The 15,780-nt window shown below is 49.5% G+C and carries 16 protein-coding genes and 1 riboswitch; of the genes, 3 read left to right on the top strand and 13 right to left on the bottom strand.

The genetic code is table 11. The annotated features are described in order from the left end of the window. Positions 1 to 65: 65 nt before the first annotated feature. The 6 genes from lhgD to gloA form a co-directional block, all read right to left on the bottom strand. Complete coding sequence (gene lhgD / locus ACSF8W_RS07950) at positions 66 to 1,391, bottom strand: L-2-hydroxyglutarate dehydrogenase (RefSeq protein WP_500846509.1); 1,326 nt, start codon at positions 1,389 to 1,391, stop codon at positions 66 to 68. 55 nt (positions 1,392 to 1,446) lie between these two features. Next, a complete protein-coding gene (locus ACSF8W_RS07945; RefSeq protein WP_500846507.1) occupies positions 1,447 to 1,983 on the bottom strand; it encodes a P-loop nucleotide/nucleoside kinase family protein in 537 nt (178 codons plus the stop codon). A gap of 31 nt (positions 1,984 to 2,014) precedes the next feature. Continuing rightward, positions 2,015 to 2,716, bottom strand: a complete 702-nt coding sequence (locus ACSF8W_RS07940) for a class I SAM-dependent DNA methyltransferase (RefSeq protein ID WP_500846506.1) — start codon at positions 2,714 to 2,716, stop codon at positions 2,015 to 2,017. A 104-nt stretch (positions 2,717 to 2,820) separates the two neighbouring features. Next, a complete protein-coding gene (locus ACSF8W_RS07935; RefSeq protein WP_500846505.1) occupies positions 2,821 to 2,979 on the bottom strand; it encodes a hypothetical protein in 159 nt (52 codons plus the stop codon). A 203-nt stretch (positions 2,980 to 3,182) separates the two neighbouring features. Further along, the gene (locus ACSF8W_RS07930) at positions 3,183 to 4,286 is read right to left on the bottom strand and encodes an alkene reductase (protein WP_500846712.1); all 1,104 of its coding nucleotides are present in this window, start codon (positions 4,284 to 4,286) and stop codon (positions 3,183 to 3,185) included. Positions 4,287 to 4,314: 28 nt separating this feature from the next. After that, positions 4,315 to 4,701, bottom strand: coding sequence for a lactoylglutathione lyase (gene gloA / locus ACSF8W_RS07925; RefSeq protein ID WP_500846503.1), 387 nt, complete (start codon positions 4,699 to 4,701; stop codon positions 4,315 to 4,317). 274 nt (positions 4,702 to 4,975) lie between these two features. On the opposite strand from gloA, the gene ACSF8W_RS07920 reads away from it, so the two are divergent. Together ACSF8W_RS07920 and yidZ are read left to right on the top strand one after the other, a co-directional pair. Next, positions 4,976 to 6,205, top strand: coding sequence for an MFS transporter (locus ACSF8W_RS07920; RefSeq protein ID WP_500846501.1), 1,230 nt, complete (start codon positions 4,976 to 4,978; stop codon positions 6,203 to 6,205). Then, positions 6,180 to 7,148: an HTH-type transcriptional regulator YidZ gene (yidZ, locus tag ACSF8W_RS07915; RefSeq protein WP_500846499.1), complete on the top strand. Its 969-nt coding sequence runs from the start codon at positions 6,180 to 6,182 to the stop codon at positions 7,146 to 7,148. The genes ACSF8W_RS07920 and yidZ overlap by 26 nt, the downstream gene beginning before the upstream one ends. 58 nt (positions 7,149 to 7,206) lie before the next feature. Here yidZ and ACSF8W_RS07910 read toward each other — a convergent pair whose 3' ends face one another. The 7 genes from ACSF8W_RS07910 to ACSF8W_RS07880 form a co-directional block, all read right to left on the bottom strand. Further along, positions 7,207 to 8,169 carry a GlxA family transcriptional regulator gene (locus ACSF8W_RS07910; RefSeq protein ID WP_500846498.1) on the bottom strand — a complete coding sequence of 321 codons (963 nt, stop codon included), beginning with the start codon at positions 8,167 to 8,169 and terminating at the stop codon, positions 7,207 to 7,209. Between the two features lie 105 nt (positions 8,170 to 8,274). Continuing rightward, positions 8,275 to 9,051, bottom strand: coding sequence for an MBL fold metallo-hydrolase (locus tag ACSF8W_RS07905; protein ID WP_500846496.1), 777 nt, complete (start codon positions 9,049 to 9,051; stop codon positions 8,275 to 8,277). Positions 9,052 to 9,213: 162 nt separating this feature from the next. Then, positions 9,214 to 9,678 (bottom strand): GNAT family N-acetyltransferase, encoded by a 465-nt coding sequence (locus ACSF8W_RS07900; protein ID WP_500846495.1) that lies wholly within the window; start codon positions 9,676 to 9,678, stop codon positions 9,214 to 9,216. 83 nt (positions 9,679 to 9,761) lie between these two features. Beyond that, on the bottom strand, positions 9,762 to 9,977 hold the full coding sequence (locus tag ACSF8W_RS07895; RefSeq protein WP_500846493.1) for a DUF3820 family protein: 216 nt from the start codon (positions 9,975 to 9,977) through the stop codon (positions 9,762 to 9,764). 196 nt (positions 9,978 to 10,173) lie between these two features. Next, a complete protein-coding gene (locus tag ACSF8W_RS07890; RefSeq protein ID WP_500846491.1) occupies positions 10,174 to 10,776 on the bottom strand; it encodes a YceI family protein in 603 nt (200 codons plus the stop codon). Between the two features lie 166 nt (positions 10,777 to 10,942). Next, a complete protein-coding gene (locus ACSF8W_RS07885) occupies positions 10,943 to 12,922 on the bottom strand; it encodes an alkaline phosphatase D family protein (RefSeq protein WP_500846489.1) in 1,980 nt (659 codons plus the stop codon). A 119-nt stretch (positions 12,923 to 13,041) separates the two neighbouring features. Next, positions 13,042 to 13,914 carry a LysR family transcriptional regulator gene (locus tag ACSF8W_RS07880; protein WP_428478209.1) on the bottom strand — a complete coding sequence of 291 codons (873 nt, stop codon included), beginning with the start codon at positions 13,912 to 13,914 and terminating at the stop codon, positions 13,042 to 13,044. A 133-nt stretch (positions 13,915 to 14,047) separates the two neighbouring features. Here ACSF8W_RS07880 and ACSF8W_RS07875 point away from each other — a divergent pair, with 133 nt between their 5' ends. After that, positions 14,048 to 15,421: an MATE family efflux transporter gene (locus ACSF8W_RS07875; RefSeq protein WP_500846486.1), complete on the top strand. Its 1,374-nt coding sequence runs from the start codon at positions 14,048 to 14,050 to the stop codon at positions 15,419 to 15,421. A 211-nt stretch (positions 15,422 to 15,632) separates the two neighbouring features. After that, a riboswitch (cyclic di-GMP riboswitch) is annotated at positions 15,633 to 15,733 on the top strand. The last annotated feature ends 47 nt before the right edge of the window (positions 15,734 to 15,780 follow it).

The following is a 15,780-nucleotide window of genomic DNA, read 5'->3' as shown; positions in this document are numbered from 1 at the left end:
CGCTTAAAAAGCCAGCCTTCGCGCTGGCTTTTTTGTTTTTGCATCAGGCCGAAATCACACCTCGTTCACGCTGAGTTTGCATCCAGATCCGCCCCCTGTTTTTCGGCCACTTTGTCACAAATGTAATTGCCGATAGGAATAGCCGACGTCGCCGCCGGTGACGGCGCATTACACACATGCAAACTGTGCGCACTTTCGGCAAATAAGAAATCATGGACCAAGGTGCCATCTTGCATCACCGCTTGAGCGCGAATGCCCGCAGGATAAGGTAATAAATCCTGCACGGTAATTTGCGGACAGTATTTATTGACCAACGCCAAATAGCCCGGTTTCCACCACGCGTTCTTCAGCTCTTTCAAGCCGACTTTCAGATTTTTCGCCGTCACTCTCCAGAAGCCTTGAAAACATACCATGTCGCGAATATCACGCCAGTCGACGTTCCAACGGCCGTACCCTTCTCGCTTCCAGCCTTGCACCGCATTGGGCCCAACGGTAACAGAACCATCAATCATGCGGGTTAAATGCACGCCCAAAAACGGCAAATCTGGATCGGGGATCGGGTAAATCAGGTGATTGACGATCTGGTTGTGTTTTTCAGGCAGGCGGTAATATTCACCGCGATAAGGAATGATTTGAAAGTCGGTAGGCAGCCCCATCATCTGGGTCATGCGATCGGCCATCAGCCCGGCACACACTACCAAGAAACCGCCGTGATAAACCTGTGACGATGCTTGTTCTAAACGCACCGTCTCTGAACACACGGTCACGCGCACACCGCGCTGCGCGTCTTCCAGCCCTGTCGCCGCCGTATTGAGCATCACGCGCCCACCCAACGCTTCAAACGCCGCCGCCATTTTCTCGGTGACTTCACAGTAATTCACAATACTGGTCGTGGAGACTTTGATTGCGCCTAATCCCACGATATTGGGTTCGGCCTCGTTGAGTTGTGCGGCATCTAACAATTGCACATCAATGCCATTTTCCAGACAGCGGTCGTACAGTGCCTGCATGCGGGTATATTCAACAGCATTGGTCGCCACCAGCAATTTGCCACAGTTCTCGACGGCAATATCATGCGCCGCGCAAAACTGTTTCGTAGCTTCCACACCCGCTTTACAAAACGCGGCTTTCAAACTGCCCGGCGCGTAATACACACCGGCATGGATCACGCCGCTGTTATGACCCGTTTGATGGCGGGATAACGCAGCCTCTTTTTCAATCAACAACACCGATTTAGCCGGATACCGTTGCTGCAATTGCCAAGCGGTAGACACACCGACAATCCCCCCGCCAATGACAATGTAGTCATAGTATGTGTGATCATTACTTTTATGAGCATCGCTTATGAGGCCATCGCTTTTATAAGCGTCACTGGTGGCTTCCTTTCCCATCTCGTTATTCTCCTTTCACGCACCATTCATCAAAACGCACGATAAAAACGCGCCATTAGAATAGTTCGCAGTGCATTAATGCAGCGAGCAACGCGCGTACCGATGCGTCAACGGGTTCGCCTTGGGTATCAATACGAATGAATTTGCCGCTGGTGATGGCCTGTTCATCCCACGGCTCATAATGCCGCTGCTGAACTGCTTCCCACGTAGGTAAAACCAAATTGGCCACCGTATTTTCGCGCTGTTCAACGCGAAAGCGGTGCTCGCTTTCATCACTGCAAAAGACTTCGATGTTGATATAACGCGCCCCCGCACTCAAGGCAACTTGTTGCCATTCTTCACGGGTTAAGGCGATAGGGTTACAACAGTCTGCAATCACACTGTTCCCTTGCAGCAGGTTATCCTTTGCCACACGGTAACTCAGGCGGTACCCCTCGCCTTCCACCTTAAACTGGCACAAGTCACGCAATGCTTGTTCGATGGTATCAATACGAAGAAACACCGCGCCGGTTTCTCTGGCGAGTCCTTGTGCCAAGGTGGTTTTCCCGGCTCCGGGTAGCCCTGAGAATATAAACAAAATAGGTGTGTTCATTCACGCTCCTTGTGTCATGTCGCTGACGTGTTTAAGCAGGCTTCTGACACGCGATAAAGATGAAATTCGGCTTGGTCGACAAGAACGCGTAGTGATCGGCCGACATGGCTTTCACGGCATCACTCACCATGCCTTCGTTCATGCCTGTTACCACTAACCCACTGCCAGCAATGGCCTGCACAATTTCGGTCAGTGAACGACGGTAGAATTGCACATCGACAGGTACGCCAACGGTATCCCACACATCACGCACTATCTCACGCTCGAAGTAGTTACCCGAGGTGGAACATTCGAGATCCGCAAACGGATGATGGGTTGAAAACACAAAGCGGCCGCCTTTTTTCAACACACGTGCAATATCGGAGAACAACGGCGTAAGGTCTTCCAAGTAGTGGATCATCAACGGTGAAATCACCAAATCCATGCTTTCATCCGCTTCGCTAGGTAGACCTGTCGACAAATCTTGGGCGTAACACGTAACGCGATCATCGAATTTGCGCGTCACGATATCGACCATCTCTTGAGAATAATCGATACAGGTCAGTTTTTCTGCTCCGTTATCCAGCAAGTATTGCGCATAGACGCCGGTACCACAGCCTAAATCCAGCACGTCACACCCTGCCACGTCACCGATTAAGGCTTGCAGTGATGGGCGTTCGTAATGGGCGTTATAGATATTATCTTGTACTGCCGCATCGTATTGTTCTGCGTATTGCGTATAAAGTGTAGACATCGTCCATTTCTCAGTTCATCAGCATCAGTCGCCATGATAAATGACTTTAGGTTTTCGTCATAACCTTTGACTGCGCCTGACATAAAAAAGTGAGCATATGCGCATCACCCCAACAGCCAGCGTCGCGTGCCTGCATCTAATGACTGATTGACGTTGTTGGATAGAATAACGGTTTCTGTCGCTTCATGACGCCCCGTTATGATCATCATGGTGGCGACAATCGAGGTTACTAAGAGTAGTGGGATTTTTAAGGCTAACGTCATGTATTTTCTCCCTGTCATACTGTCCAGCTTTCCCGTTTTAAACGGATCACATGGACAGGCTACAAGGTAAAACGACGTAAAAATTGAATATACCGGCTACGTTCAAAACGAGAAAATCACAGCATGTTGAAAACAACACACTGCGATCACTGTGACTCAATTAGCCAACCCGCTAAGACGATAAATAAGCGGATAACGGTTAATTACACAGGCGTATACGCCGGGTAATCCGTCAGGCCTTGTTCTGCACCACCAAACAAGGTGTTTGGATCGTGCATCGCCAATGGATAACCGTGCTGAATACGGTTCGGCAAATCAGGATTCGCAACAAACGGACGACCAAAACCGATCATGTCAGCCAGCCCATCGTGAATGGCCGCTTCACCTTTTTCTGCATCGTAACGGCCTGCGTAAATCAGCACACCTTTGTAGGCTTCACGTACGGCCTGTTTAAAGGCCATTGGCGTGTCTGGGGCATCGTCCCAATCCACTTCGGCAATGTGTAGGTACACAACATTCAATGCATTCAACAATGCGGCTGCCGCGGTATAGGTTTCTACCGGTGTCGCATCCACCGTGCCGTTCAGTGACGTAAACGGTGCCAAACGCACACCCACACGATCAGCACCAATGGCATCGGTCATCGCTGCGACGACTTCACCTAAGAAGCGCAGACGGTTTTCAATTGACCCGCCGTATTCATCGGTACGGTTATTGGCTTCAGAATCGATAAACTGGTTCACCAAGTAACCGTTCGCCGCATGCAATTCGATACCGTCGAAGCCCGCTTCCATCGCATTCACAGCCGCTTGGCGGTACTGATCAATTACGATTTGGATATCCGCTTTGGTCATGGCGCGTGGTTCAACCACATCCACAAAGCCCGGCGCATCGGTACCGTTGTCGATGAACACTTTCACGTTTTCCGCTTTCAGTGCAGAAGATGAAATAGGCTGCTCACCGCCAATGTTGTCTGGATGCGTCACACGGCCGACATGCCAAAGCTGCGCAAAAATCGCCCCGCCTTGTTCATGTACTGCGTCAGTCACTTTTTTCCAGCCTTTGATCTGTTCAGGCGTATAAATACCCGGCGTCCAGGCATACCCCTGACCCAGTGGCGAGATCTGTGTACCTTCTGCGACAATCAAACCGGCAGATGCACGCTGTGCGTAATACGCTGCCATCATGTCATTCGCAATGTTGCCCGGCTGACTGGCACGAGAGCGTGTCATCGGTGGCATGACAATTCGGTTGTTAAGGGTTAATTGGCCCAGTTGTACAGATTGAAACAGGGCGTCAGTATTCATAACAGTCATGATTCACTCTCTTTTTTTATTAGGCAGCAGTCTGGATCAGTTCGATTTGGTAGCCATCAGGGTCTTTCACAAAGGCAATGTGCGTTGTACCGCCTTTCACCGGCCCCGGCTCACGGGTCACGTTGCCACCCAGCGCTTTTATCTTATCGCAGGCCGCGTAGATATCATCCACACCCAATGCAATATGGCCGAATGCCGTTCCCATGTCGTACTGGTCGGTATCCCAGTTATGCGTTAGTTCAATCGTGGTGCCGCTTGGATCGTTCTCATAACCGACAAATACTAAGGTGTAACGGTATTCCGGATTTTCTACACGCTCTAACAGGCCCATGCCCAAAACATCGGTGTAAAACGCGATAGAGGCGTCCAGATCCGTCACGCGGATCATCGTATGTAAAAACTTCATGCTGCATCCTATTAAGACATGGGAATGTATGTGCAATGTGTCATCGCTTTCTTGATGAGTATCCTAGCGCGTCAATACACGCAACCGAAATTATCATTATTTCTTATCTTGATAATCTTTTGTTATGTACCTTGTGTTTGTCACTTATTTCCAGAGTGTTTGTCGCCTGTTTCCTGAGCATTTGTCGCATAAGGAAATACCTGATGTCAGAAAGGTTACTCGCGGTCTTTCATCATCCTCACTATTATCGCCACACTGATTTTGTGAGGTTGTCATGTTTCGATATCTGCTTTGTAGCTTTGCCTTTGTCTTGCTTTACCCAACGGCGATTGATTTGTATTTAGTGGGATTACCGCAAATCGCCCAAGCTCTTGGTGCGAGTGAATCCCAGCTCCATATTGCATTTTCTGTCTATTTAGCCGGAATGGCCGCCACCATGTTATTTGCCGGTAAACTGGCCGACCGCATTGGCCGTAAACCCGTCGCGATGGTGGGTGCCGCCATTTTTGCTGTCGCGTCGTTGTTAGGCGGCCAAGCAGACAGCAGCACACCATTTTTAGTTGCCCGTTTTGCCCAAGGCATTGGCGCAGGAGCCTGTTATGTGGTGGCGTTTGCAGTATTGCGTGACACGCTGGACGACCAGCGCCGCGCTAAAGTGCTGTCTATGCTTAACGGCATCACCTGTATCATTCCCGTAATTGCGCCAGTGATTGGGCACCTCATCATGCTGTATTTTCCGTGGCCGACCTTGTTCACCACCATGGCGGCAATGGGGGTATTGGTCTGCTTACTGGCGACAGGCGTACTCAAAGAAACCAATCCGAACCGACTTCACCGCACAGACCCAGATCTAGAGAAACAGACAGAGACAGACACACAAGAAACCTTTACCACGCCGTATTTCATCAGCCGCGTGTTGATCAGCGCACTGGCTGTCACCGTGATTCTGACGTTTGTGAATGTGTCTCCGACCGTGCTGATGAACGGCATGGGGGTCTCACGCGGTGAATATGCTTCAACCATGGCACTGACCGCATTGGTCAGTATGATCACGTCTTTCGCAACCCCGTTTGCCATGGCATGGGTGGCACAGCGCACCTTGCAGCTTTTATCACAAGGGCTGTTTCTGTTGGCTGCGATACTGCTTGCCTCAGCATCACTCTATGATTTGCACAATATGGTCACGCTTGTGGGTCTTGGGATGATTTGTGCAGGGTTCTCGGTAGGGTTCGGCGTCACCATGAGTCAGGCACTCAGTCCGTATGCTCGCCGTGCTGGGGTGGCCAGCTCGCTGTTGGGCATCGCGCAAGTATGTAGCTCGGCCTGCTTTATCTGGCTGATGGGCTTGTGTGGTGTGACGGGCTTAGCCATGTTGATCGGCATTTTGCTCACCACTGGCATTATCAATGCAGCTTTACTACTATGCGTGGCAACAACGCCGCTTTTATCACAACAATCACCACAAGCCGCTGAGCCAAATGAAGAAATCTCTTGCTCGTCTTGATTTGAATTTGCTTTTCACCCTGCAGCTGTTACTGCAGGAGTTGAGCGTGTCTAAAACCGCGAAAAAGCTCAACGTTACCCCCTCGACGGTCAGTAAATCCCTCAATAAACTGCGTGACTGGTTTGATGACCCTTTGTTTGTCAAAACCCCACAGGGATTAAGGCCGACACCACTGGCAATGAGCATGGCGCAGGATCTGTCTGACTGGATGCAGATGGGCAGCCAGCTGTTAACCAAGCGGGGCGATGAAATTCCTGATGGGGTGCAATTCCACTTAGCGATGGAATCCCCCATGCTGCTGATCCACCTGCATGCCCTGTCGCAGCAGATCTACCAACGCTACCCAAACGCGAAGGTCAAAGTCAGCAGTTGGGATTACGATTCGTTAGAAGCGATCATTCAGGGCGATGCGGATATCGGTTTTACCGGGCGAGAGAGCCACCCGCGCTCGCGCGAGTCATTGGATCTACTGCCTTATTTCGTGAATTTTGAGGTGCTGTTTTACGATTCACCCATGGTGTATCTGCACAAAGATCACCCCACCTTACAGGCCCAGTGGGATCTGGATGCTTTCTTGCAATACGGGCAAATCAATACACTGTGGGAAAAGAGTGAAAGCTGGGCGTTGGATGAAATTCTGAAGGAAACGGGACAGTCGCGCACTATCGCGCTAACGCTGGAAACCTTTGAACAATCGCTGTTTATGGCGGCGCAGCCGGGGCAAACCTTGGTCACCACTGCACCGCAATATTATCAGCATTACTGCCGTCAAATGCATCCGAATTTGGTGTGTCTGCCGATCCCGTTAGACGCCATCGCGCAAGAGAAACTGAAAATCCCATTTACGTTAATCTGGCACAAGCGCAATAACCAGAACCCGAAAATCCAATGGTTGCGGGATGCGATTAAAGCCTTGTATGCCCCTACGTCAGATCGCGCATAATATAATCCGCTCGTGATGGAGAACGCTCAAAATAAAGACAGCTCGGCGGCCATCGTATCTATTGATGAAACGATTTTCGCCACTGATTCGGCGTCACGGCAAAGCACTGTTTGAACTTCTCCCTGAACGTTAAGGTTGAACTGAATCCTGTTTTCATCACAATCTGCTCCATCGTGCAGTCGGTAGTCGTCAACAGCTCTTGGGCTAATTGCAGACGCTCTGCCGCTAACCATTCTCCCAACGACATCCCCGTCGCTTGATGAAATTTACGGGTAAAGGTGCGTCGGGTCATCATCACCGACGCTGCCAATGCATCCAGCGTGTATGGTTTATCGAGGGCTTGACGGATCGTCGTGAGCAAGGCGTTAATGCGTGCATCTGCCGTGGTTTCCGGGACAGGCCGTTCGATGAATTGCGCCTGCCCGCCATCACGATGTGGAGAAACCACCATCCTGCGGGCTAATCGGTTCACCACATCGGTACTGTAATACTGACGGAACACATACAGGCAACAATCAATACTGGCGGCCGTACCTGCCGAGGTGATTAAGCCGGCATCTTCCACATACAGGGCATTGGTATCTAACCGTACATCCGGAAAACGCTCAGTAAAATCGGCCTCTAACTCCCAATGCGTGGCGGCACGCTTCCCAGAAAGTAACCCCGCATAAGCCAATACATACGCCCCTAAACACAACCCAATGATCTTTGCCCCTCGCTGATGGGCAGCCACCAGCGCCTCCAGCAATGCCTCACTCGGCCGTGCCGCAACATCATGCCAATACGGTAAAACAATAATGTCGACTTGTGCCAGCGCCTCTAACCCGTGTGACGGATGCATTTCCATCCCTAATGAAGAGGTCAGCGGCCCGTCTTCTCCAGCGACCATCACCAAATCAAAAAAGGCTTCACGTAAAGTTTCCGGGCCAAAAACCAATGTCGGCACAGACACATGAAACGGACTGAAATGATTGAAGACGACAACCGCAATTGAAGGCCGTGTCACAGGGGCTTTACTCATTTGCTCTACACACTTGGTTTACACATTTTGCTTGGACATTGCCTAATCTAGACATTGTTTAATTTAGGCATTCGCTTTACAGATTCATTGCTGCTCTGTTCGCATTCACAGACGGATCGTTTCACCGTCTTCAGGGATATGTACCCATTCTCCCAATACATTCACCGCCACATACTCACGCAGTGTCTTACGGGTCACTAATGTATGGTTAACAGCGTCCATATGGGTGGTCACAATCTGAGCCTGAGGCAAGATCTGATGCGTTTTCAATACGTCCTCTTGCCCCATGATAATAGGCCCAAAGCCTAACACATGCGCCCAACCGGTATTCAATATAACCACACTCGGCTGTACATTTTTCATTGTCTCTTCAATAGCTGGCGTCCAGATGCTATCACCCACCAGATACAACGTCTCTTCATCCGGATGCGATAGTATCACTCCTGTCACCTCACCTAATCGCTCAGCCAGTTCTGGTTGTTGATACAATGCATCCGAACCATGCTGGCACGCCGTTCCGGCAAGAGAAATGCCCTCAAAGGTTACTCCATCAGCAAAACACGTCAGGTTGGTAAAACCCTGCGAACGCAATAATTGCGCGTCGTGCTCATCCTGAACAAACACCAAGATGTCTTTGGGGATCAGTGTCACCGCCGCCTCATCCCAATGGTCAAGATGAGTATGGGTCAGCAACACCGCATCAATATTAAGCAGTGTCGCCATCTCTATCGGCAAATCGGCGGTAGGAAAACGCAGGTGTGATTGTACGGTACCAGGAAAACCAGGGTACGCGGCTTTCTCGGCCAACATAGGATCGACAAGGAAGGTTTTCCCTGCATATTGAATCAATTGGGTTGCATTTCGTACTTGTGTGATGTGCATGGCCACTCTCCAAAGTCTGTCACTGGCTGTTTATGGGACACAGTGTAAGTGACACTCATACCTCGAAATAGTGGCCTTAAGGCCATATATGGATAGAATCGGGACAATTTACGGTATGCGCCTTATTGGCCTCGCGCAGCCATATCTGAAGATTACGTATGATCAGTGATCATTCCCGGCATAAATCCACATAGACGCAGTTTGCCCCGCTCGCTCAAAACCAAGGGATTCATAAAAAGCGATGGCTTTGCCGTCAGCAGTCAGCATTTGCTGATGAAAGCCGGCATAACGGGTTTGCATGAGTTGCATCATCTGGCGGCCAATCCCCTGCCCCTGTACATCAGGATGCACCAACATGTGCGGGTAATACACCACCAAGTGCCCATCTGAAATGGCATTGCCGATACCCACTAACCGCCCGTTCAGGCGAGCGGTCACCAAACTGTCGGAATGAAGTAAAGCGGGAATAAGCTTTTCGGGAACCTGCGCCGATGACCATTCATTGGCTCGATAAAGGGCAATCACTTCAGTCTGCTCTATGTCACAACTGAACGTCACTTCCAGCGTTTGATTTTGCGTATGGTTTTGAACCGTATCGGCGGTATTAGGGTTGTCTGTCTGTTGCATGGCATTCCTTGCTCTGTTGAAAAATTGAACTCACCATGATGCCAAATGCCACCATGAATTCAACGGGTATTTCGGTGCAGGCATTAATCCCGTCGCAGTGGACGAATGACTGACTCCAGCCCTTCAATTTTGAACTCCAAGGCCAACGCCATCAGCATACCTAGTTCACCTTCCGGGAAGCCTTGCTTTTGAAACCACAGCAAGTATTCATCTGGTAAATCAATGATCACGCGACCGGCATATTTGCCGTACGGCATTTTTGCATTGGCCAATTTAATCAGATGTTCTTTATCAAACACGTCGTTCTCTTCTTCTGGTTTGCTTATTTGCTTGTTTGCATGAGCTCTGCATTAGCGCAGTAATGGTATGGCGGGCATGTTAGCGTTATTAAGGGACTTCGGGTAGCAATATGGACTAGCTACAATCGCGATGGCCTAAAACAAACACAGCCGACAATCGCCGGCTGTGTTTTTCATATTCATACTACAACATCGCTTATGACGCAGGCTTAAACACCAGGTTGGCGTTAACTGGCACCGTCAGCAAGATAGATTTGAGTTTGGCGATCTCTTTCAGCTTGCCAATCCCACCATCCAGATCAAACTGACTGGCTGTTACCATCACTGGCGCCAAAGTGTTGACCAGCAATCCGCCACCTTCTAACCCTGTGATCTGTACTTTGGCCGGAATATCTTGCGTTTTACCGTGCAGATTGAGTGAGAACGTAATGTCATCAACACGGGTTTTGCCCGGTGCAAGACTGGTTAAAATAGCACTGTCGACCTTGGCGTTGATGATTGCTTGTGGGTACTCCTTGGTTTGGAACAACAACTCTTTCATGCGCGTATCACGAATTTCAATGTTGGTGTTCACGCTGGCAAGGTCAATCGCCACCATCACCGCCCCTTTATCATCAATCGTGCCACTCAGTTGCTTGAAGCCGTGATTTTCTACCACTGCATCATTTTTAACTGAGGAAAAATCAATCTTAGATTGAGCATTATCTAATGCCCACCCCGCATAGGCAGAGGCTGACAATGCCCAAATGCTGAATCCCATCCCGAGTACACTGCCTGCTTTTTTCATCGTTAACGCCATGACTCACTCCTTTCTCTTAGGCTAATTGTTATCGTTTCTTATTCGCTTACAATTGTAACCGAATATGAGCGATTGAAAAAACCATGTGAATATCAATGATAAATGGCAGCGATGGGAAAACCGCGTGCTAAAGCAAACACGATAGTGTGGAACCCAAGAAAACCAGTTAATCCCGCTCCTCGATCGGCGGGAATGCGATACGCTCGCCTTCTGCCGTCAGGATGGCAATATCAATCGGTTTACCTTGCGCGTCTAATCGCACTTCACCGATGGCACTGCGGTTAATCAAGCGACGGTTACCGGGTAAATCCGGATCGCGCTTGAACACTTTCAGTCGCTTACGCTTGGTCAGCCAGTTCAGCGGCGAGCGTGGGCTATACAGAATGCGGTCCATAAAGTCACACACCCGCAATAAGCCGTTCGGGAACTCATTTTTGATCCCACTGCTAGTGATTTGATAAATATTCGGGCTGCATTTGCGAAAACGCAGTTTTACGTCATAGGCAAATGAGTAATGCACATCGCCTGACAAAATCACGAAGTTAGTCGGTGTTTTGGTGTGGGTAAAAATACTGATCAAGGTATTGGCAGAACCCGGGTGTGTCATCCAGTTTTCGGCATCCACCAGCAACGGTTGGCCTAACCATGTCATGCCCCGTTGCAGCATTTCGATGAACTTCACCCCGAACATCGGCGCGGCAGACACGATGATCACCGCCGGTTCATGGATCAATGATTGGTGCATCTCAATCAAGGCTTCCCAATCCATCAATCCAGAGGGCTTATTCATTTTCGATTCTGAACGCCAGCGGCGGGTACGGGTGTCCAATACCAGCATTTTCGGCGATGTTTCCACCGTGTAGTGCCACTGTTCAAAGCGGTAGAGGTAGTCAATCACACTGTCTTGGCGATCCCGATTCGGCTGGCTGAAAAAGTCCTGCATACGTGCCATAAAGGTCGTATCGAAATTTTCAGGCGCATTCCCCCACCCTTGGAACAACCAATAACTGAGTAACCCATTACCGATGATCCGGCGTGAGAACGGGTTGTTGTACGCCGCCTGCTCCCAACCCACGGTCAAGTTCCAGTCGTCGGTGACGTCATGGTCATCGAAAATCATGTATGTCGGTAAATGCGCCAATAAACGCTGTACTTGCGGCAAACCGGCAACAAATTCATCGATTACCGGCTTTTCGTTTTTCCACACTTGTTGCCATTGGGGCGCTAACGTGTGGCCATGCCAGGTGAATTGGGCCTTTTCCAACTTGCCGCTGTCGACAAACCGCCACAGTACCGGCGACCACACCAATAAGTACATGGCAACGAATTCGCTCAATGTAATAAGGTGATTATTGGATTCCCGCGAACTGAAGACGGGCACTTTACGGCGCAGCCAGTTGGCGACACTCGGAATGCGCTCAAACACTTCTTCGCCGCCTTCTAAATAATGCGGCAGAATTTTATCGCGTCGGTAAAAATTATCAGGGTCCGCAAACAACGCAGTGCTGTTATCGATCTGCGATTTTTCAAAACTTTCACCGTGCAACCCTAACAGCGCGATCACTTGTTGGATCGCATCCAACATCGGGCCGGCCACATGGTCGGCGTAAATTTGATCGCCGCTCATCATCAATAAGCTCGGGCGCTCATTCACCGCTTGCGTGGCGACTTTATTGTCTGCGGCAACCAAGCTGTCTTTGCTTGGGTAATGCGGGTTACGGCACGAGCCATGCATCACGTAATCTGCCTGCGTTTTAATGGTAAAACGGATGCGTGATTCGCCATCATACAACAGGTGTGGTAATTCTGCGGTCAGATCGCCCTGCTGGGTAATGATCTGATAACTCAGTGGGGTATTAACCGGAAAATCGCCGGCAAACGTCACTTGATAGATCCACGCACGCTGGCCAATCTGAATGTGTTGGCCTGTCGCTAAATCGCCGGTGAAAAAAGGAGATGCAGCATCGGATGACACCGTGTGTTCCTGATCTGCAGGCTCTTTATAAACACGCACAGCACCTTCCAACGGCTGTGACACTGCCAGCCACAGCGTGATCTGTTTCGCGGTGACTTGGCGCAAAATCGGCCCCGCCAAAATCAGTGGCAATGGCTGAACAAAGTTAGGGGTAATGCAAGACTCTGGCATAGCACAAAAGATCTCTTCGTTGTTCTTGTTATAGGACAAATTTGTTCGACGTTTATAGGACAGTAACAGGCTGATTTGGTTTTATCACTATTCTCAAAAAGAATACCTTTTCGTGTGATCTAGAATATTTTTTCCAGCTCGCTGTACATCCATTCCATCACGGGCCCAATGCCTTTATCTCGGCGTTTGACGATGCCGATTTCAACCATCAATGGATCAGGGATCGCCTCGCTGGACAATTCGACTAAATCATTCGCGTACCATTGTTCTTTCGCCACGTGCTCGGGCACCAATGCCCAGCCTAAACCACGGATCACCAAAGCGGAAATCATGTAGTAACTGTCGATATGCCAATAGTTAGCCGCTAACGGCTTGGCCTGCCCGATGCCCAAGCGATCACGGATCACCAATTGGCGATATTGGGTGAGATCCTTAATCTGCGGTACGGCAATGGCCGAGAGCGGATGGTCACGCGAGACAATCAATGAATGTTTAAACTGACCCACCGAGGTAAATTCAAGGTTCTCTGGCAAACTGTGCTGATGAAACAACACACCAATATCTGCTTTACCACTGGCCGCATACTGCGCAATGTCCTGCTGTGAGCCATTAATGATGGTCAGTTTCAACAACGGAAATTCCTGTGCGACCGCTTCAAACATGATCTCAAAGGCAGTGACGGGCACCGCTTCATCAATGGCAACGGTGAACATCGTTTCTTCACCGGTCGAGACCGTCATCGCCCGCGAACACATGCGTTGGCACTGCGCCAATACCGCCTGTGCCTCAATGTACATGTCTTCCCCGGCAGGGGTTAGCACCGGTAATCGCGCGCTGCGGTCAAACAAGTCGAAACCTAAATCCACTTCTAAATTGGTGATTGCCGTGCTGACACGTGACTGTGCCTTACCTAATTTTCTTGCGGCAGCAGAAAACGACCCTTGCTGCACGGCGGTGACAAAGGCGTCTAATTGATCAATGGTCCAATTCATTATGATTTCACTTTTCCTGCTGTGACAGTAGACACTGGCAATACACCTATCCGGAAAGCGGATGGATACCAACTTCAATCAATCTTGATTATAGCGATAATACCCTCATAACTCACAAAGTAGAATAATAACAATGCAAGAAATTTCATCCAGCAGCATAGATACCAGCAGCACCAGCAAAACGTTCTGGCGCTTTGCGATCCCATCTATCGCCGCCATGCTCGTGAACGGCCTCTACCAGGTTATCGATGGTATTTTCGTTGGTCACTACATCGGCTATGAAGGCTTAGCAGGGATCAACCTTGCATGGCCGGTGATTGGTGTTTTAGCAGGCTTGGGTCTGCTGGTTGGCATGGGTGCCGGTAGCTTAATCTCCATTTTCCGTGGCGAAAACAACACCAGTAAAGCACAACAAACGCTGTATACCGCATTGGGTTTAATCGGCCTTGCCGGCTTACTAATGATGGTGTTGCTCAACATGCTTGCCCCTACCCTATTAATTGCACAAGGGGCCACGGGTGATGCCTTGGCAATGGGCAGCGCGTATATCGAAGTATTCAGTTGGGGCGCTATTTTCACCATTGCATCCGGTGCCCTGCCGATGCTGATCCGTAACGATGAAAGCCCAAACTTTTCAACGGGCTTAATGATGAGCGGTGCGGTGATCAACATTGTGCTGGATTACCTGTTCATCGGACATTTCGGGTGGGCACTGCAAGGTGCTGCCATTGCCACCATTATTGCGCAAATCAGTATTACGGTGGTCGCTATCCTGTATTTCTTTTCGCGCTATTCCCAACTGCGATTAACACTGCGTAACCTGTGTTTTAATATGGACATGGCCATCAAAACAATTGGATTAGGCGCATCAAGTTTATTTATGTATGCCTACTTCAGTTTTATGGTTGCCCTGCATAATAAACTGTTCATGAGCTACGGCAGTTCAGTCCATGTCGGGGCATATGCCATTGTCGGTTATTTGGTCACCATGTATTACCTACTGGCGGAAGGCTTAGCTAGCGGTATGCAACCGCCGGTCAGTTATTATTACGGGGCAAAACAAGGTGAGAAAATTCGAGCCACATTAGTAATTGCTGCCAAAGCGGTACTTCTGACGGGTATTGGTGCGATTGCGCTTCTGAATATTTTCCCGAACACCCTTGTGGGCATGTTCAGCCAGAATGAGCCGGTGCTTGCACTAGAGACGATCAACGGTATTCGCTTGCACCTGTTTGCCATGTTCTTGGATGGGTTCTTTGCGTTGGCTTCCGTGTACTTTATGGCGATAGATAAAGGTGGTAAAGCACTGATGATATCACTGGGTAACATGCTGATTCAGCTACCCTTCTTGTACGTCATGCCAAAACTAATGGGTGTAGACGGTATCTGGCTCGCGGTCCCACTGTCTAACCTTGCGTTAGCTGTGATTGTTATTCCTATGGTGTGGGCAGACGTCAACCGTCGCGCCACGATGAAGCCTGACAACGACATGGTGCTGGCTAGCTAATTAGCGTGCGGTATCACCCCGTTCTATACACAAAAGCGCCTATAGGGCGCTTTTTATTTATTGGCCGTGTCTATTTATATGACTTACACGCTTATGCGTTAAATTACGTGAAGCAACATCACAAATATATATTTACGTATTCGCTAAGCGCAGCATAATCTACATTTTAAATTGCACAAAATAAGCATTCTGCTATTTATATCCCCAATACTTGTGACAACGGCAAACTGCATGAAAATGCAGGACGCAAAGTTTCCGGTCTAAGGAATCGGCCTTTAACCCACCCTATTCTATGACAGCGGGACTGCCTCAAGTGGAGCACGCCTCCTCCTTCGTTGACCTCGTATTATACAAACCGC

It is taken from the genome of Photobacterium sp. 270122K (assembly GCF_059941365.1).
Note: the sequence above shows the minus strand (reverse complement) of the source record. Positions and strands in the feature narration are given on the sequence as shown.